Genomic DNA, 16,854 nt, shown 5'->3' on the forward strand with positions numbered 1-16,854 from the left:
GGTGCTACGGCATCCGCCCCCTTTCCCGTTCCCGCACTCTCTGTTGAGTGTCCAAGACACGCCGCGCGCCGCGCGCTCTGAGCGGCGAGTCTTGGACACTCAACAGGGGGTTTGCGCCCCGGAGGGATACGCGCGGGACGGCGCGCGGGCCGCGGGCCGAAACCCGGGAGTGCGCACGCGGGGCGTAAACCCGCGGACAAGCGGGCGTGCGGTGCGCCGCGCCGCGAGCCGGAGACCGGGGGTGCGCACCCTGCCCCGAACCCGGGGGTGCGCGCACGCGCGGGGCGGCGCGCCGGGCGCCGACGCCGAATGCTGTTGAGTGTGCAGGACACGCCGCGCCAGCTTCGGCGATGCGGCGTGTGGTGGACACTCGAGTGAGAAGGACGACGCCGAGAGGGCGGAGCGACGACATGGACGACTGGCAGAACCGCGTGGATGCCGTGTGGGCAGACGAGACGCTCGAACCCACGGCGGTGATCGCACGCATCGACGAGCTGGCCGCGGAGCGGCCCGACGAGGACGCCGTCGCGCTGTTCGAGCGGGCCGGCGCACGGGACTCCGCGGGCGTCGAGAACGAGGCGGAGGTGCTGTACCGCCGCGCGCTCGCCCTCGGCCTCGACGACGAGCGACGCACCCGCGCCACCATCCAGCTGGCGAGCACGATCCGCAACCTCGGCAAGACCGAGGAGGCCCTGGCACTGCTCCGCGCCGAGTACGAGCGCGAACCGCGCGGACCGCTGCACGATGCCGCTGCGGCGTTCTACGCCCTCGCGCTGGTGTCGACCGGTGCGCCCGAGCAGGCGGCATCCATCGCCCTCCGGGCCCTCGCGCCGCACCTGCCGCGCTATACCCGCTCGGTGATCGGGTACGCGCAAGAAATCGCCGACGGATCCCGCTGATCCGCCCGCGGCGAACACGGCATCCCGGCCCGCGGCCCGCCGGTAGATTCGTTGCAGATCACCGGAAGAGGAGCACACATGCCCGAACCCCTTATGGCAACGAGCGTCTTCGACAGGCTGCTGAAGGACCGCATCATCTGGCTCGGTTCCGAGGTGCGCGACGATAACGCCAACGAGATCTGCGCCAAGATCCTGCTGCTGGCCGCAGAGGACTCGCAGAAGGACATCTACCTCTACATCAACTCGCCCGGCGGCTCCATCACCGCCGGCATGGCCATCTACGACACGATGCAGTTCGTCCCGAACGACATCGTGACCGTCGGTATCGGCATGGCGGCGTCGATGGGTCAGCTGCTGCTGACCAGCGGCACCAAGGGCAAGCGCTACATCACGCCCAACGCGCGCGTTCTGCTGCACCAGCCGCACGGCGGCTTCGGCGGAACGTCGAGCGACATCCAGACGCAGGCGCAGCTCATCCTCGACATGAAGCGTCGTCTGGCAGAGATCACCGCCGCGCAGACGGGCAAGAGCGTCGAGCAGATCAACGCCGACGGCGACCGCGACCGCTGGTTCAGCGCCGCCGAGGCTCTCGAGTACGGCTTCGTCGACCACATGCGCGAGCACGCCACCGACGTCACCGGCGGCGGCGGGACCGCGGCCTGAGGCCGAGAGGAAAGGACACCGACATGAACATCCCCACTTTCGGCGGCGCAGCGTCGCACATGCCCAGCAGCCGCTACGTTCTTCCTCAGTTCGAGGAGCGCACGGCCTACGGCTACAAGCGCCAGGACCCATACAACAAGCTGTTCGAAGACCGCGTGATCTTCCTCGGCGTGCAGGTCGACGACGCGTCGGCCGACGACGTGATGGCCCAGCTTCTCGTTCTCGAGTCGCAGGACCCCGACCGCGACATCATCATGTACATCAACTCGCCCGGTGGCTCGTTCACGGCCATGACGGCGATCTACGACACGATGCAGTACGTCTCGCCGCAGATCCAGACCGTCGTGCTCGGTCAGGCCGCATCGGCAGCCTCGGTGCTGCTGGCCGCCGGTGCCCCGGGCAAGCGCCTGGCGCTGCCGAACGCCCGCATCCTGATCCACCAGCCCGCCATGGGCGAAGCGGGTCACGGGCAGGCGTCCGACATCGAGATCCAGGCGCAGGAGATCCTGCGCATGCGCACCTGGCTCGAGCACACGATGGCTCACCACACCGGCCAGGACGTCGCGAAGATCAACAAGGACATCGACCGCGACAAGATCCTGTCGGCGCAGGAGGCCCTCGAGTACGGCCTCGTCGACCAGGTGCTGACCACGCGCAAGCGCATGCCCGCGGCTCTCACCGCCTGACGCGCTTCTCGTCTCGAAGCCCCGCAGACCCGTTTCGGTCTGCGGGGCTTCGTCGTTCCTCGCGCGACTCGCCAAGAGTCGTCGCTCGAGGGTGGTCCGCAGCGACATATCTCGGCGACTCACGCGCGGGAAACGGGGGAGAGAACGGATGCCGGCGTCCGCCCTGGGCGATCACGACACCGCCGCGGGCCCAAATGCCCTTGGTTCGTACGGGCACGGGTTAGGCTCGGGTACACACCGGCGGGGGCCGGGTGACAGGAGGAACCGGCATGGTACGTATCGGTGAAAGCGCCGACCTGTTCAAATGCTCCTTCTGCGGCAAGAGCCAGAAGCAGGTGCAGCAGCTCATCGCCGGTCCCGGCGTGTACATCTGCGACGAGTGCGTCGAGTTGTGCAACGAGATCATCGAAGAGCGCATGGCCGAGTCCTCGGCGGGAGAAGTCGCCGAGTTCGACCTCCCCAAGCCCCGCGAGATCTTCTCGTTCCTCGAGGAGTACGTCGTCGGTCAGGAGGCCGCCAAGCGTGCCCTCGCCGTCGCCGTCTACAACCACTACAAGCGCGTGCGCTCGCACGGCACCCTGCAGCCCGCCGAGGCGCGTGCCGAAGAGATCGACATCGCCAAGAGCAACATCCTGCTGCTCGGTCCCACCGGCTGCGGAAAGACCTACCTCGCGCAGACCCTGGCCAAGCGTCTCAACGTGCCGTTCGCGGTCGCGGATGCCACGGCGCTCACCGAAGCGGGATACGTCGGCGAAGACGTCGAGAACATCCTGCTGAAGCTGCTGCAGGCCGCCGACTTCGACGTCAAGCGCGCCGAGACCGGCATCATCTACATCGACGAGGTCGACAAGATCGCCCGCAAGGCCGAGAACCCCTCGATCACGCGCGACGTGTCGGGCGAGGGCGTGCAGCAGGCCCTGCTGAAGATCCTCGAGGGCACCGTCGCGTCGGTTCCCCCGCAGGGCGGGCGCAAGCACCCGCACCAGGAGTTCATCCAGATCGACACGACGAACGTGCTGTTCATCGTGGCCGGCGCCTTCGCGGGGCTGGAAGAGATCATCTCCGCCCGCGTCGGCAAGCACGGCGTCGGTTTCGGCGCCCCGCTCCAGCGGAAAGAAGATGCGCCCGACCTCTTCAGCGAGGCGCTTCCCGAAGACCTGCACAAGTTCGGTCTCATCCCCGAGTTCATCGGTCGCCTTCCCGTCGTGGCATCGGTCTCGCCCCTCGACCAGGACGCGCTGATGGAGATCCTCACCGCCCCGCGCAACGCCCTGGTCAAGCAGTACCAGCGCATGTTCGAGCTCGACGGCGTCCAGCTGGAGTTTGACGAAGACGCGCTGCGCGCCATCGCCGACCTCGCGGTGCTGCGCAAGACGGGTGCCCGCGGTCTGCGCGCCATCCTCGAAGACGTGCTCGGACCGATCATGTTCGATGTGCCCTCGGCCGATGACATCGCCAAGGTGGTCATCACGCGGGCGTCGGTCGAAGACCGTGTGCCGCCGACGATCGTGCTCGCGCAGAAGCGCCGGAGCGCCTGAGCGCGAACGCCCGGCTCGTCTCGCCTGAGAAGATCGGGACGTTTCGAACGACGGCGGCGCCGTAGCGCGAGCGTCCGCACACGCGGTCCTGCACCGGCGGTGACCAGACGAGCCGCAGCGTCGGCGAGCGATGTCGGAGGTGGCCGCTAACCTCGCGACATGGTCAGCGTCACACCCTTTCGAATCTCCGTTCCCGAGCACGACCTCGTCGACCTCCGAGAGCGTCTGCGCCGTTCCCGGCTGCTCCCGGATTCCCCGGGCCGACCGGCCTCGGGCATGACGGCCGACTACCTCGCCGAGCTGGTGGAGTCCTGGGCCGACTTCGACTGGCGCGCCCGCGAGGAGTGGCTGAACGCGCACCCGCAGGTGCTCGTCGACGTCGAGGGGGCGACGTTGCACGCCGTCCACCTCCGCGCGCCCGACCCCGAGGCGCCGGCCCTGCTCGTCATGCACGGGTGGCCGCACACCTTCGCCCTGCAGCTCGACTTCGCGGAACGCCTGCAGTCTCGCATGCATGTCGTGGTCGTCAGCCTGCCCGGGTTCGGTTTCTCGACGCCCTATCGGGAGGGGCCGATGACCGATGAACGGCTGGTGCGGTCCGTGCACGAACTCATGACCGAGCATCTCGGATACGAGACCTACGTCACCTACGGCGAAGACGTCTCGGCGTCGATCAACGACCTTCTGGCGGTGCGGTATCCGAATCAGGTGACCGGCATCATCGCGACGCACCCCCACTTCGCCGCGCCGAGTGACGCAACCCTGTCCGCGGTCCCCGAGGTGCAGGAGTTCCAGGCTCACCTGGAGCGCGAGCGCGCATCGGGCGGTGCGTACAGCCACGCGCAGGCGACACGGCCCGACACCCTGGCGGTCGGCCTGAATGACTCGCCCGCGGCCCTGCTGGCGTGGATCGTCGAGAAGTTCGTCGAGTGGGCCGACGTCGACACCGACGATCCGCGCTCGCTCGAGACACGTATCTCGCGCGAGAGGATCCTCACCGAGGTGACCCTCTACTGGGTCACGCAGACGATCGCGACGTCGTTCCGGCCCTACTTCGACCATCACTCCGCCGACGCCGAGCCCGCCGCGACGACGACCGTGCCGGCTGCGGTCTTCATCCAGCGCCATGAGGCCGACTACCCCGAGGTGATGGCTCGGGCGTTCTATCGCGACCTGCGGGTGTTCGAGCGCCTGTCCGAGGGTGGGCATTTCACCGCGGCCGAGGTGCCGGAGGCGTTGGCGCAGCGCGTCGGCGACTTCGTCGAGTCGCTCGCCAGCTGAGCGTGCTCGATCACGTCCCGCCGTGGCCCCGCACACGCCCGTCGGCGGCGAGGGCCACGGCGGGACGCCTCAGCCCGTGAGACCGCGGCGCTCCAGCAGCGGCTGGATGTCGGCGTCGCGCCCGCGGAAGTCGCGGTAGGCCGCCAGCGGATCGGCCGAGCCGCCGACGCCGAGCAGGCGCTGCCGGAACCGATCGCCGTTCTCGCGGCGCACGCCACCGTTGGCGCGGAACCACTCGACCGTGTCGGCGTCGAGCACCTCGCTCCAGATGTACGAGTAGTAGCCCGCGCTGTACCCGCCCGAGAACACGTGGGCGAAGTACGTCGACGAGTACCGGGTCGGCACCGCCGGGATGTCGAGGCCGATGTCCGCCAGAGCGGCGGCCTCGAACTCGGCGACGTCGATCTCGGCCGCCGCCTCGTCGACGGACAGGCCGTGCCAGGCCTGGTCGATCCACGAAGCCGCCAGGTACTCGCTCGTGGCGAAGCCCTGGTTGAACGCCTCCGACGCGTGCAGGCGTTCGACGACGTCAGCGGGGAGGGGCTCGTCGGTGTCGATGTGGCGGGCGTAGTTCGTCAAGATCTCGGGCCAGAGGATCCACATCTCGTTCACCTGGCTGGGGAACTCCACGAAGTCGCGGTGCACGGCGGTACCGGCGAAGTGCGGGTACGTGACCGTCGCGAAGAGCCCGTGCAGAGCGTGGCCGAACTCATGGAACAGCGTGGTGACCTCGTCGAGGGTCAGCAGCGTCGGCGTACCGGGCGCGGGCTTGTTGACGTTGAGGTTGTTCACCACCACGGGCGCGGTGCCACGCAGCGCCGACTGCGTGACGATCGAGTTCATCCACGCGCCGCCCCGCTTGGTGTCGCGGGTGTACAGGTCGAGCAGGAACAGGCCCAGCTCGCTGCCGTCGGCGTTGTGCACCTCGAACACGCGCACGTCGGGGTGATAGCCCTGCAGGTCGTGTCGCTCGCTCACGCGGATGCCGTACAGCTGCTCCGCGGCGAAGAACACGCCGTCGCGCAGCACGCGCTCCGCCTCGAACCAGGGCCGGAGTGCCGCACGATCGAGGTCGTACTCGGCTGCCCGAACCCTCTCGGTGAAGAACGCCCAGTCGTGCGCCTCGATCTCGATACCGTCGGCGTCGGCGATGCGCTGGAGCGCGGCCTGCTCGGCGCGGGCGTTCGCCGCGGCGGGGGCGGCCAGGCGTCGCAGCAGCTCGTGCACGGCGGTGGGGGAGCCGGCCGTCTGGTCGGCGAGGATGGCCGCGGCGTGCGACGGGTACCCCAGCAGGGCGGCACGCTCGGCGCGCAGTCGCACGATGTCGCGCAGCACCGCACGGTTGTCGTGCGCGTTGCCGCGGGTCCCGCGCGAGCGGGAGGCCTCGAGCAGGCGTCGGCGACTCTCACGGTTGGTGAGCGACGCCAGGTAGGGGTGACCGGTGTACAGGGTCAGGGTGACGACGTAGCGGCCCTCGAGACCGCGGGCGGTCGCCGCCTGGGCTGCGGCCGACAGTTCGCCGGCGCCGAGACCGTCGAGCTCGGCGACGTCGTCGAAGACGACCGCGAGGTCGTTCGTGTCGGCGAGCAGGTTCTTCTCGAAGGCGGTGGTGAGCACCGACAGCCGCTGATTGAGGTCGGTCAGCTGGGCCTTCTGCGCATCGTCGAGACCGGCGCCGGCGAGGGCCATCTCGCGGTGGTGGCGTTCGACGAGGTACCGGCTCTCGGCATCCAGCTCGAGGTCGTCGAGGGAGGAGTGCACCGCCGCGATGCGGGCGAACAGGGCCGCGTCGAGCTGAATGGCGTCGCCGTGCGCGGCCAGGAGCGGCGCGAGTTCTTCCTCTACGGCCTGGATCTCGGGCGTTCCGTCAGCCGACGACACGGTGTAGAACGCCCTCGCGACGCGGTCGAGCAGGTCACCGCTGCGCTCGAGCGCCAGGAGCGTGTTCTCGAACGTCGGAGCATCGGTCTGCGCCGTGATGGCGTCGACCTCGGCCCGGTGGGCGTCGAACGCCGCGCGGAACGCGGGCAGGTAGTGCTCGGCGCGGATGCTGCCGTAGGGCGGCAGGTCGTAGGGGAGAGCGGGCGGTGAGAGGAGGGGATTGGTCACGGCATCCGTCATCTTTCCAGCGTAGTCACGCGTTCAGCGACCGGATGCAAAGAAGTGATTGCAAAGAAACCCCTGCAAAGGTATCTTTGCATCATGACCGAGCAGAACCGACCCCGGGAACGCGTCCTCGACGCCGGTGCCCTCCGCGCGCTCGCCCACCCGCTTCGCGTCCGCCTGTTCGACCTGCTCAGCCAGTACGGCGCCCAGACGGCGAGCGGCCTCGCGACGCTCACGGGGGAGTCCACGGGCGCGACGAGCTACCACCTGCGTGCGCTCGCGCGCCACGACCTCATCCGCGAGGTCGAGGGGCGCGGCACCGCTCGCGAGCGCTGGTGGGAACGCCCGGTGGGTGCGATCACGCTCACCAACCCCGAGCTGGCCGAGACCCCGGCCGGTCGTGCGGTGCAGGAGGCCGTCGCGAGCGAGACCCTCACCCTGCGGCAGCAGCAGCTCATGCGCTTCGTGCGCGACGGCTGGGAAGAAGCACCCGACTGGCGCGATGCCACGCTCATCGCGACCGCGAGCGCCCGACTGACGTCGGCGCAGATGGCCGACCTGAGCGCACGCCTGCAGGCGGTGATCGACGAGACGACCGACCGGTACCGCGATCAGACCGGCGACGACGTTCGCGTGGTGACCATGCGTGCCGACGTCTTCCCTCTTCCCGCCGACGGAGTCGCCTCATGACCGCCCTCACGACCACGGCGCCGCGCACGCTCGCCCCCACCGCCCTCGACCGCGCCCTGCTGGGTCTGTCCCGCATGCTCGCCCGAGCCGCGGAGTCCCGCATGCGGGCGCGGGCGATGAGGCCCGTGAACAGCGAAGCACGGCGCGCCGCCCGAGGCGAGGGGCGGTCGCCGTATGCCGAGGCGGAGTTCTACCTGCGCGTGCGCTGACTCAGGCGAACTCGTCGTCGTCGTCGTAGCGCACGACGACCTCGCCCGCGGCATCCTGGGTCACGACGACCCCGGTGTCGAGCTCGGCGACCGCACGCCCCTCGAGGAACGTGAGCGTCCACCGCGGGGCGGGGGCGCTCAGGCCGTCGGGGCTGAGTGCGGCCTCGACCGCGGCGATCTGCGCGTGCAGCGCCTCGGGCACGGCCTTCGGCGGCTGCTCGCGGGCGGTCCAACGGGTTCCGAGCTGCATCAGTCCTCCTGGGGTGCGAACACGATGTCGGTGACCGTGGTGGTCTCGGCCCCGACGAAAGAGATGGTCTCGATGCGGCCCACGGCGCGCAGATCGCCCTCGGCCAGACGCAGGGCCTCGACGTTCGGACCCGAGACGGTGAGCGAGGTGACCGCCGTCTTCTGCGAAGCCTTGGCCTCGGTCTTGGCGCGACGGATGCCGATCAGCGCGGCGCTGACGGCGGTGAGCACGGCGGGGTCGCCGTCGATGCCGAGCGGCTCCGGCCACGCGGCGGTGTGCACCGAACCCTCTTCGAACCACGACCACGTCTCTTCGGCCGCGAACGACAGCACCGGGGCGAACAGGCGCACGAGCGCCGACAGGGCCGTGCGCAGCGCGAGCGCTGCCGACGCCTGACCCACGTCGGACTGGTCGTACGCGCGTTCCTTGACCAGCTCGAGGTAGTCGTCGCAGAACGTCCAGAAGAACGACTCGGTGATCTCCAGCGCCCGCGCGTGGTCGTACGCCTCGAAGGCGGCGGTCGCGTCTCGGATGACGGCATCCAGGGTCGCGAGCATCGACGCGTCGAGGTCGTGCGTGACCTCGGCGCCCTCGGGCACGGGGAAGGACAGCACGAACTTCGCCGCGTTCAGCAGCTTGATCGCCAGGCGCCGACCGATCTTCACCTGCGTCGGGTTCTGCGGGTCGAAGGCGGCATCGGTGCCCAGGCGGCTCGACGCCGACCAGTAGCGCACGGCGTCGGAGCCGTGCTGCTTCAGGATGTCGGCGGGAGTGACGACGTTGCCCTTCGACTTCGACATCTTCTTGCGGTCGGGGTCGACGATGAAGCCCGAGATCGCGGCATCCGACCAGGGGCTCCGGTCGTCTTCGAGGGCGCTGCGCAGCATCGTCGAGAAGAGCCAGGTGCGGATGATGTCCTGACCCTGCGGTCGCAGGTCGAACGGTGCGACGAGGTTCCACAGCTCCTCGTCGCGCTGCCAGCCACCGGCCAGCTGCGGGGTGAGCGACGACGTCGCCCACGTGTCGAGGATGTCGAGCTCGGGGTCGAAGCCGCCGGCCACTCCACGCTGGCCCTCGGTGTACCCCGGGGGCACATCGACCGTCGGGTCGACCGGGAGCGCGGCGAGGTCGGGCGTCAGGACGCGCGCGTAGTCACGCTCCCCGTTCTCATCCAGCGCGTACCAGACGGGGATCGGCACCCCGAAGAAGCGCTGGCGCGAGACGAGCCAGTCGCCGGTGAGGCCGTTGGTCCAGTTCTCGAAGCGCACGCGCATGAAGTCGGGATGCCACGACATCTCGCGCCCGAGCGAGACGAGACGCTCGCGCAGCTCGGCATCCCGCGCACCGTTGCGGATGTACCACTGGCGCGTCGAGACGATCTCGAGCGGGCGGTCACCCTTCTCGAAGAACTTCACGGGGTGGGTGAAGGGCTTCGGGGCGCCCTCCATGGCACCCGCCTCCTGCAGCAGCTCGACGATGCGCTTCTTGGCGCTGAAGACCGTCTTGCCGGCGAGTTCGCCGTACGCCGCCTTTGCGGCATCCGTCACGATCACGTCGGGGGCGTCGGCGACGATGCGTCCGTCCTTACCGATGATCGTGCGGTTCGGAAGGTCGAGCTCGCGCCACCAGATGATGTCGGTCACGTCGCCGAAGGTGCAGATCATGGCGATGCCCGAGCCCTTGTCCTTCTGCGCGAGCGGGTGGGCGAGCACCGGCACCTCGACGTCGAAGAGCGGGGTGCGCACGGTCGTGCCGAAGAGGGGCTGGTAGCGCTCGTCGTCGGGGTTGGCCACGAGAGCGACGCACGCGGCGAGCAGCTCGGGGCGGGTGGTCTCGATGAACACATCGCCGGAGCCGTCGGTCTTCGCGAACCCCACGCGGTGGTAGGCGGCGGGCTGGTCGCGGTCTTCGAGCTCGGCCTGGGCGATCGCCGAGCGGAAGTCGACGTCCCACAGGGTCGGCGCCATCGACTGATACGCCTCGCCGCGCTCGATGTTGCGCAGGAACGCCAGCTGGCTCGTGCGGATCGAGTCGTCGGAGATGGTGCGGTAGGTCTGCGTCCAGTCGACGCTGAGTCCCAGCTCGCGGAAGAGCTCCTCGAACTGCTTCTCATCCTCGATCGTGAGCTGCTCGCAGAGCTCGATGAAGTTGCGGCGGCTGATCGGCACCTGGTCGGCGGCCTTGCTGCTCTTGTTGTCGCCGCCGGCGAACGGCGGGGTGAAGTCGGCGTCGTAGGGGAGCGAGGGGTCGCAGCGCACGCCGTAGTAGTTCTGCACACGGCGCTCGGTGGGCAGGCCGTTGTCGTCCCAGCCCATCGGGTAGAACACGGTCTTGCCGCGCATGCGCTCGAAGCGCACCTTCACGTCGGTGTGCGTGAACGAGAACACGTGACCGATGTGCAGGCTCCCGGATGCCGTCGGCGGCGGGGTGTCGACCGAGTAGACGCCCTGCCGGCCGCTCTCGGCGGCGCGCAGGCGGTCGAAGACGTACGTGCCGCGTTCTTTCCACGCGGCGTCCCACTTCTGCTCGAGGCCTTCCAGGGCGGGCTTGTCGGGAATCGTGGCCATGGGAGTACTCCTCGAGCGATATGGGCGGCACTGTGTGAGCGTGCCTGAAGGGTGTGGACTCCAGGATACCGGGGTCGCCGTGCGCGCGTGGCGCGGGCATGCGCGGGCTCGGCGATGTGCGCAAAGTCCGTGGGGTGGGGTGGATGCCGAGGTGCGCAACGGCCCACGGCGTCGAGGTTTCCGCACCGCGTCCAGGAACCCGGGTAGTCTGAAACCTCCCCATCGAAAACTCTGAGGTTCGTCCATGCCTTCTTCGCTCTCCCGTCGCGTGCTGTCGGCGGTCGCCGTCGCCGCGGTCGCCGCCCTTTCCCTGTCGGCGTGCTCCGGCTCCGACCCGGGCGCCTCGGGCGACGGCGAGATCGTCTGGGCGATCGAGGGCGCGAACCTCTCGGCCGGGCACATGGACCCGCAGACGAGCCAGCTCGACGTGTCGGCCATGGTGCAGCGCGCGGTACTCGACTCGCTCGTGTTCCAGGAGGCCGACGGTTCGTTCTCGCCGTGGCTCGCCGAGTCGTGGGACGTCGAAGACGGCGGCGCGAGCTACCTCTTCCGCCTCCGCACCGACGTCACCTTCCACGACGGCACGCCCTTCGACGCGGCGGCCGTGAAGGCGAACTTCGACCGCATCGTCGATCCCGACACGGCGTCGGCGCAGGCGGCATCCATGCTCGGCGGCGACCTGTACGCCGGCACCGACGTGGTCGACGAGCACACGGTGCGCGTGCGTTTCTCGCAGCCCTACGCCCCGTTCCTGCAGGCCGCGAGCACGGCGCTGCTCGGGTTCTACTCCCCGGCCGTGCTCGAGACGAAGGCCGACCAGCTCAAGGCCGGCGGCCCTGGCGTCACGGTCGGCACCGGCCCCTTCGAGCTCACCGAGTACACGCCCGATCAGGACATCGTCTACACCCGCAACGACGACTACACGTGGGGCCCCGACGGGGGCGGCAAGCCCGCGTTCCAGACCCTGCGCGTCGACATCCTGCCCGAGGCCTCGGTGCGCGTCGGCGCGCTGTCGAGCGGCCAGGCCGACGTCGTGACCAACCTGCCCCCGAACCTCGTCAGCCAGGTCCCCGCCGACGACACCGTGGAGTCGATCGAGTACCCCGGCCTGCCCTACTCGCTGTTCCTCAACGAGAAGTACGGCGTCTTCGCCGACGAGAAGGTGCGCCAGGCCTTCACGCGGGCCATCGACGTCGACACCGCCGTGCAGGAGATCTTCTTCGGCCAGTACCCGCGCGCCTGGAGCATCCTCGGCTCCACGACCCCCGGCTACGACGCGAGCCTCGAGAACTCGTGGCCCTTCGACGCGGCAGCCGCGGGCGCCCTGCTCGACGAGGCCGGATGGACCGGACGGGATGCCGATGGCATCCGCACCAAGGACGGCCAGCGCCTCACGGCCCGCTGGATCGCCTGGACCCCCGTGCCCGACGACCGCGCCGCACTCGCCAACGCCGTGCAGAGCGACCTCAAGGCGGTCGGATTCGACCTGCAGCGCGAGGTGCTGGAGCCCGGTGCGTACAACGAGCAGTACGGCCCGAAGACCTACGACGTCACCGACTGGGGCTTCTCGGGCGTCGACGCCGATCTGCTGCGCAGCCACCTCGCCACCGACGGCTTCCAGAACGCCTCGCAGGTGAGCGACCCCAGCGTCGACGCGCTGCTCGCCGAGGGCGCGTCGACCACCGACCCCACCGCGCGCGCCGAGATCTACGCCCAGGTGCAGCAGTGGAACGCCCAGCACGCCGCGATCGTGCCCCTGTACAGCCCCGCGCTCATCAGCGCCGTCCGTCCCGACGTGACCGGCCTGACGTTCGACCTCTACGGTCGGCCGCTGTTCGCCACGGCCGCCGTCGGCTGAGACACGGACCCGGAATGCCACGATCTCGCTCGCGCGCCCTGCTGAGGCGCATCGGCGGGATCGTGGCATCCGTCGTCGTGGTGCTGTGGGGGGCCGCGACGCTGGCGTTCGTGGCGTTCCGCATCATCCCCGGCGATCCCGTCGACGTCATGCTCGGCCCGCAGGCGCAGGTGGGCGACGCGGTGAAGGACGGGATCCGCAGCGAGCTGGGCCTCGACCGCCCGGTCTTCGAGCAGTACGGCGCCTTCCTCGGCCGGCTGCTGCGCGGCGACCTGGGGGAGTCGTACCAGTTGCGCCAGCCCGTGACCGAGGTGATCGGGCGTCAGCTCGGACCCACGCTGCAGCTCTCGGCCCTCGCACTCGTGATCGCGGTGCTGCTGGCCCTGGCCAGCGCCCTGCTCGTGCGCGGGCGGACGGGCCGAGCCTTGGCATCCGGGATCGAACTCGTCGTGCTCTCCTCGCCGGTGTTCTGGACGGGACTCGTGCTGCTGTCGGTCTTCTCCTTCCAGCTCGGGTGGTTCCCCGTGTCGGGGGCGAGGGATGCCGCGGCCCTCGTGCTGCCCGCGGTGACCCTCGCGCTGCCGGTCGCCGCGCTGCTGTCGCAGGTGCTGCGTGACGGCGTGGAGTCGGCCGAACGGGAACCGTTCCTCACGACCGTCCGTGCCCGCGGGGCGACGCCACTGCGCGAGAGCGTGCACCACACCCTGCGCCACGCGAGCGTCGGCGGCGTGACGCTCGCGGCCTACCTCGTCGGCTCGCTGCTGGGGGGTGCGGTGCTGGTCGAGACGGTGTTCGCGCGTCCCGGAATCGGCCGCGTGACCCTCACCGCGATCACCGATCGCGACCTGCCCGTCATCACGGGAGTCATCCTGCTGAGCGCCCTCGTCTTCGTCGTCGTGAACACGGTGGTCGACCTCGTCGTGCCCGTGCTCGACCCGCGGCTGCGGCGGGCCGACGCCGCCCTGCGCGCCCGGGTGGGGGTGCCGGGGTGAGGGGCCGCGTCGTCGCACTGAGCACGGCGGGCGCCGTTCTCGCCGTCGTCGCCCTCGCCGCCTTCGCGCCGGGGCTGCTGGCCACCCACGACCCGCTGCTGACCGACGTGCGGGCGGCGCTCCAGCCGCCGAGTGGCGCCCACTGGTTCGGCACCGACCAGAGCGGACGCGACGTCTATTCGCGCGTGGTCTTCGGCGCGGGACGCTCGGTGGGCATCGGACTGCTCGCGACGGGGCTCGCGCTGGTCGTGGGCGTGATCGTCGGGTCGCTGTCGGCGATGGCACCGCGCCTGGTCGACGCCGCGGCGATGCGCGTCGTCGACGTGCTGCTAGCGTTCCCCGAGTTCCTCGTGGCGCTGCTGGTCGTCGCCGTTCTCGGTCCCGGGCCGGTCAACGTCGCGGTGGCCGTCACGATCGCCGCCGTCCCCGTGTACGTGCGCCTGGCGCGCGCGCAGACGCGCACCTCGGCCGCCGCCGAGCACGTCGAAGCGGCGCGGATCGTGGGGGTTCCGGCGGTCACCGTGCACGTGCGGCACGTGCTGCCGGGGGTCCTCGGCGCGGTGAGCGTGCTGGGCACCATCGGCATCGGCACGAGCATCCTCGCCGCCGCGGGCCTGAGCTTCCTGGGCCTCGGACCGACCGAACCGACACCGGAGTGGGGACTCATGCTCTCGGCCGGACGCAACCTGCTGCTGCAGGCGCCCTGGGTCGCCGTGTTCCCGGGCCTCGCCATCACCGCGACGGTGGTCAGCGTGAGCGTCGTCGGTCGTATCCTGCGCGCGCGGGCCGAGGAGCGCGGCGCGTGAACGGGCGAGAGGGGCGGGGCGCGGCGGCGGCGGGTGTGAGCGGCGCGGGCGGGAACGGCGCGGGCGGCGTGCACGTGCGCGGGCTGCGCATCGCCGCCGGCGACACCGAGCTCGTCCGCGGACTCGACCTCGACGTCGCGCCGGGGGAGTGCGTCGCGATCGTGGGGGAATCGGGCACGGGCAAGTCGCTGAGCGCTCGCGCCCTGCTCGGACTGCTCCCGCGCACGCTGTCGTGGAGCGCCGACGCCCTGCGCATCGACGGCGTCGACGCGCGCGCGCTCGGCGAGCGGGCCTGGCGCGGGCTCCGGGGACGTCGCATCGCCCTCGTGTCGCAGGACGCCCTGGTCTCGCTCGACCCCCTGCGCCGGATCGGCGCCGAGGTCGCCGAACCCCTGCGCATCCACGAACCCGCCGTGCGCGGCGACGCCCTGCGCGATCGGGTGCGCGCGGTGCTGGAACGCGTGGCCCTGCCCGAACCCGACCGTCGCGTGCGGCAGTACCCGCACGAGCTGTCGGGCGGCCTGCGCCAACGCGCGCTGCTCGCCTCGGCACTGGCGGCGGATCCCGGCATCCTGGTCGCCGACGAGCCCACGACGGCACTGGATGCCACCGTGCAGGCGCGCGTGCTCGATCAGGTGCGCGCGATCGCCGACAGCGGCGTGGCCGTGGTGTTCATCAGCCACGACCTCGCTGCCGTCCGCCGTGTCGCCGACCGGGTGATCGTGCTGCACGACGGACGCGCGATCGAGACGGGGACCACGGCCGAGGTGATGGCCGCCCCCCGAGACCCCCACACCCGTGCGCTGGTCGATGCCACCCGGCATCCGCCGTTGCATCGCGCCCCCCGCACCGACGCGCCGCTGGCCTCGGGCACCTCTCTGACGAAGCGGTTCGGCGACCGCGCGGCGGTCGACGACGTCTCGTTCGCCGTGCGGCGCGGCCGCACGCTCGCCGTCGTCGGGGAGTCGGGCTCGGGCAAGACGACCCTCGCGCGCATGATCGTCGGCGTCGCCGAACCGGATGCCGGGACCCTGACCTTCGACGGCCGCCCGTGGTCGCCCCGCGCGGCGAAGGGCGTCGCCCGTCGTCGCGTGCAGCTCGTGCAGCAGAACCCCTGGGGCGCCCTCGACCCGCGTTGGAGCGTCGGACGCACGCTCGGCGAGGCGGTCGCCGCCGCGGGTGTGCCGCGGGCCAGCCGTCGGGCCGCGGTCGGCGACCTGCTCGACGAGGTGGGTCTCGGCCCGGCGTTCGGCCGACGGCTTCCGGCCCAGCTGTCGGGCGGTCAGCGCCAGCGCGTCGCGATCGCTCGCGCCCTCGCCGCCGACCCCGACCTGCTCGTGCTCGACGAGCCGGTGTCGGCGCTCGACGCGACGGTGCGCGAGCGGATCCTCGAACGGTTGCTCGCCCTCCAGCGCGAGCGCGACCTCGCGATGGTGTTCATCACGCACGACCTCGACGTCGTGGCCTCGATCGCCGACGACGTCATCGTGATGAAGGACGGCCGCGTGGTGGATTCGGGCACGGTGTCGTGCGTCTTCGCCGATCCCCGGCATCCGTTCACGAGGGAGTTGCTCGCCGCCGCGGGCGTGGGTACCGGCCCGTCCGCCGGCGGGTGAGCTGCGCGCGCCCGCCCGCACGCGCGACTGCGCGACTGCCGGCCGTCGGCAGCGGGCGGCCGACCGCGCGGGCGCAGCCCCGTTGAGTGTCCAGGACACGCCGCACCCGCAGAGCCTCACGCGGCGTGTCCTGGACACTCAACGCCTCTGGAGGCCCGCACGCGCCTGCCCGGCCCGCACGCGCCTGCCCGGCCCGCACGCGCCTGCCCGGCCCGCGCGCGCCACCGTCCGGCCCGCGCGCGCCACCGTCCGGCCCGCGGCATCGGGCGCCCGACCGCGCGGGCGCAGCCCCGTTGAGTGTCCAGGACACGCCGTGCCCGCACCGCTCCATGCGGCGTGTCTTGGACACTCAACGCCTCTGCCGACTCGGTCGCGCGCCCGCCCGGCCCGCGCCCGCCCGGCCCGCGCCCGCGCCCGCCCGGCCCGCGGCACCGGGTGCCGACCGCGCGGGCGCAGCCCCGTTGAGTGTCCAGGACACGCCGAACCCGCACCGCCACACGCGGCGTGTCTCGGACACTCAACGCCCTTGCTGCCCCACGCCCGCAACCGCCGCCCCACGCCCGCACCACCCCCCCCCCGACGCAACCTCAAGCCCCGCCGCACCCCACCGCACCGCACAACAGCCCGAGCGCGTAGACTGGGCGCATCAGCACCGATCCGGCCATCACCGGGGAGCTCTCGGAAGAAACGGGT

At 71.0% G+C, this 16,854-nt stretch carries 14 protein-coding genes; 11 read left to right on the top strand and 3 right to left on the bottom strand.

The annotated features are described in order from the left end of the window. Positions 1-410 precede the first annotated feature (410 nt). The 5 genes from ASF96_RS13060 (at position 411) to ASF96_RS13080 (ending at position 5,067) form a co-directional block, all read left to right on the top strand. Positions 411-899, top strand: a complete 489-nt coding sequence (locus ASF96_RS13060) for a tetratricopeptide repeat protein (RefSeq protein ID WP_055939911.1) — start codon at positions 411-413, stop codon at positions 897-899. A 78-nt stretch (positions 900-977) separates the two neighbouring features. After that, positions 978-1,562 carry an ATP-dependent Clp protease proteolytic subunit gene (locus ASF96_RS13065; RefSeq protein WP_055836866.1) on the top strand — a complete coding sequence of 195 codons (585 nt, stop codon included), beginning with the start codon at positions 978-980 and terminating at the stop codon, positions 1,560-1,562. A gap of 23 nt (positions 1,563-1,585) precedes the next feature. Next, positions 1,586-2,248: an ATP-dependent Clp protease proteolytic subunit gene (locus ASF96_RS13070; protein WP_055836869.1), complete on the top strand. Its 663-nt coding sequence runs from the start codon at positions 1,586-1,588 to the stop codon at positions 2,246-2,248. A 269-nt stretch (positions 2,249-2,517) separates the two neighbouring features. After that, on the top strand, positions 2,518-3,786 hold the full coding sequence (gene clpX, locus ASF96_RS13075) for an ATP-dependent Clp protease ATP-binding subunit ClpX (protein WP_055939913.1): 1,269 nt from the start codon (positions 2,518-2,520) through the stop codon (positions 3,784-3,786). Between the two features lie 159 nt (positions 3,787-3,945). Then, positions 3,946-5,067: an epoxide hydrolase family protein gene (locus ASF96_RS13080; protein WP_055939915.1), complete on the top strand. Its 1,122-nt coding sequence runs from the start codon at positions 3,946-3,948 to the stop codon at positions 5,065-5,067. A gap of 69 nt (positions 5,068-5,136) precedes the next feature. On the opposite strand, the gene ASF96_RS13085 is transcribed toward ASF96_RS13080, so the two are convergent. Continuing rightward, positions 5,137-7,188, bottom strand: coding sequence for a M3 family metallopeptidase (locus ASF96_RS13085; RefSeq protein WP_055939917.1), 2,052 nt, complete (start codon positions 7,186-7,188; stop codon positions 5,137-5,139). A gap of 81 nt (positions 7,189-7,269) precedes the next feature. On the opposite strand from ASF96_RS13085, the gene ASF96_RS13090 reads away from it, so the two are divergent. Next, positions 7,270-7,863 carry a winged helix-turn-helix domain-containing protein gene (locus tag ASF96_RS13090; RefSeq protein WP_055939919.1) on the top strand — a complete coding sequence of 198 codons (594 nt, stop codon included), beginning with the start codon at positions 7,270-7,272 and terminating at the stop codon, positions 7,861-7,863. Next, on the top strand, positions 7,860-8,072 hold the full coding sequence (locus tag ASF96_RS13095) for a hypothetical protein (RefSeq protein ID WP_055939921.1): 213 nt from the start codon (positions 7,860-7,862) through the stop codon (positions 8,070-8,072). Before ASF96_RS13090 ends, ASF96_RS13095 begins: the two co-directional genes overlap by 4 nt. A 1-nt stretch (position 8,073) precedes the next feature. On the opposite strand, the gene ASF96_RS13100 is transcribed toward ASF96_RS13095, so the two are convergent. Then, entirely contained in the window at positions 8,074-8,322 is a 249-nt protein-coding gene (locus ASF96_RS13100) for a hypothetical protein (protein ID WP_055939923.1), read from the bottom strand. Continuing rightward, positions 8,322-10,889, bottom strand: coding sequence for a valine--tRNA ligase (gene valS, locus ASF96_RS13105; RefSeq protein ID WP_055939925.1), 2,568 nt, complete (start codon positions 10,887-10,889; stop codon positions 8,322-8,324). Before valS ends, ASF96_RS13100 begins: the two co-directional genes overlap by 1 nt. A gap of 244 nt (positions 10,890-11,133) precedes the next feature. Between valS and ASF96_RS13110 the strand changes: the two genes are divergently transcribed. From ASF96_RS13110 to ASF96_RS13125, 4 genes are read left to right on the top strand one after another with little or no spacing between them, the layout of a single operon-like run. After that, positions 11,134-12,747, top strand: coding sequence for an ABC transporter substrate-binding protein (locus ASF96_RS13110; protein ID WP_055836895.1), 1,614 nt, complete (start codon positions 11,134-11,136; stop codon positions 12,745-12,747). Positions 12,748-12,761: 14 nt separating this feature from the next. After that, on the top strand, positions 12,762-13,739 hold the full coding sequence (locus tag ASF96_RS13115; protein ID WP_055939927.1) for an ABC transporter permease: 978 nt from the start codon (positions 12,762-12,764) through the stop codon (positions 13,737-13,739). Further along, a complete protein-coding gene (locus ASF96_RS13120) occupies positions 13,736-14,545 on the top strand; it encodes an ABC transporter permease (RefSeq protein ID WP_055836902.1) in 810 nt (269 codons plus the stop codon). The genes ASF96_RS13115 and ASF96_RS13120 overlap by 4 nt, the downstream gene beginning before the upstream one ends. After that, the gene (locus tag ASF96_RS13125; RefSeq protein WP_235560609.1) at positions 14,542-16,161 is read left to right on the top strand and encodes a dipeptide ABC transporter ATP-binding protein; all 1,620 of its coding nucleotides are present in this window, start codon (positions 14,542-14,544) and stop codon (positions 16,159-16,161) included. Before ASF96_RS13120 ends, ASF96_RS13125 begins: the two co-directional genes overlap by 4 nt. Positions 16,162-16,854 lie beyond the last annotated feature (693 nt).

It is taken from the genome of Microbacterium sp. Leaf179, from assembly GCF_001423785.1.
GTDB lineage: Bacteria > Actinomycetota > Actinomycetes > Actinomycetales > Microbacteriaceae > Microbacterium.

Excerpts from the sequence above, each read along its gene's own strand:
- ASF96_RS13080 (WP_055939915.1), top strand. The coding sequence starts at position 3,946 with ATGGTCAGCGTCACACCCTTTCGAATCTCCGTTCCCGAGCACGACCTC.
- ASF96_RS13095 (WP_055939921.1), top strand. The coding sequence starts at position 7,860 with ATGACCGCCCTCACGACCACGGCGCCGCGCACGCTCGCCCCCACCGCC.
- clpX (WP_055939913.1), top strand. The coding sequence starts at position 2,518 with ATGGTACGTATCGGTGAAAGCGCCGACCTGTTCAAATGCTCCTTCTGC.
- ASF96_RS13070 (WP_055836869.1), top strand. The coding sequence starts at position 1,586 with ATGAACATCCCCACTTTCGGCGGCGCAGCGTCGCACATGCCCAGCAGC.
- ASF96_RS13065 (WP_055836866.1), top strand. The coding sequence starts at position 978 with ATGCCCGAACCCCTTATGGCAACGAGCGTCTTCGACAGGCTGCTGAAG.
- ASF96_RS13110 (WP_055836895.1), top strand. The coding sequence starts at position 11,134 with ATGCCTTCTTCGCTCTCCCGTCGCGTGCTGTCGGCGGTCGCCGTCGCC.
- ASF96_RS13115 (WP_055939927.1), top strand. The coding sequence starts at position 12,762 with ATGCCACGATCTCGCTCGCGCGCCCTGCTGAGGCGCATCGGCGGGATC.
- valS (WP_055939925.1), bottom strand. The coding sequence starts at position 10,889 with ATGGCCACGATTCCCGACAAGCCCGCCCTGGAAGGCCTCGAGCAGAAG.
- ASF96_RS13085 (WP_055939917.1), bottom strand. The coding sequence starts at position 7,188 with ATGACGGATGCCGTGACCAATCCCCTCCTCTCACCGCCCGCTCTCCCC.
- ASF96_RS13100 (WP_055939923.1), bottom strand. The coding sequence starts at position 8,322 with ATGCAGCTCGGAACCCGTTGGACCGCCCGCGAGCAGCCGCCGAAGGCC.
- ASF96_RS13090 (WP_055939919.1), top strand. The coding sequence starts at position 7,270 with ATGACCGAGCAGAACCGACCCCGGGAACGCGTCCTCGACGCCGGTGCC.
- ASF96_RS13060 (WP_055939911.1), top strand. The coding sequence starts at position 411 with ATGGACGACTGGCAGAACCGCGTGGATGCCGTGTGGGCAGACGAGACG.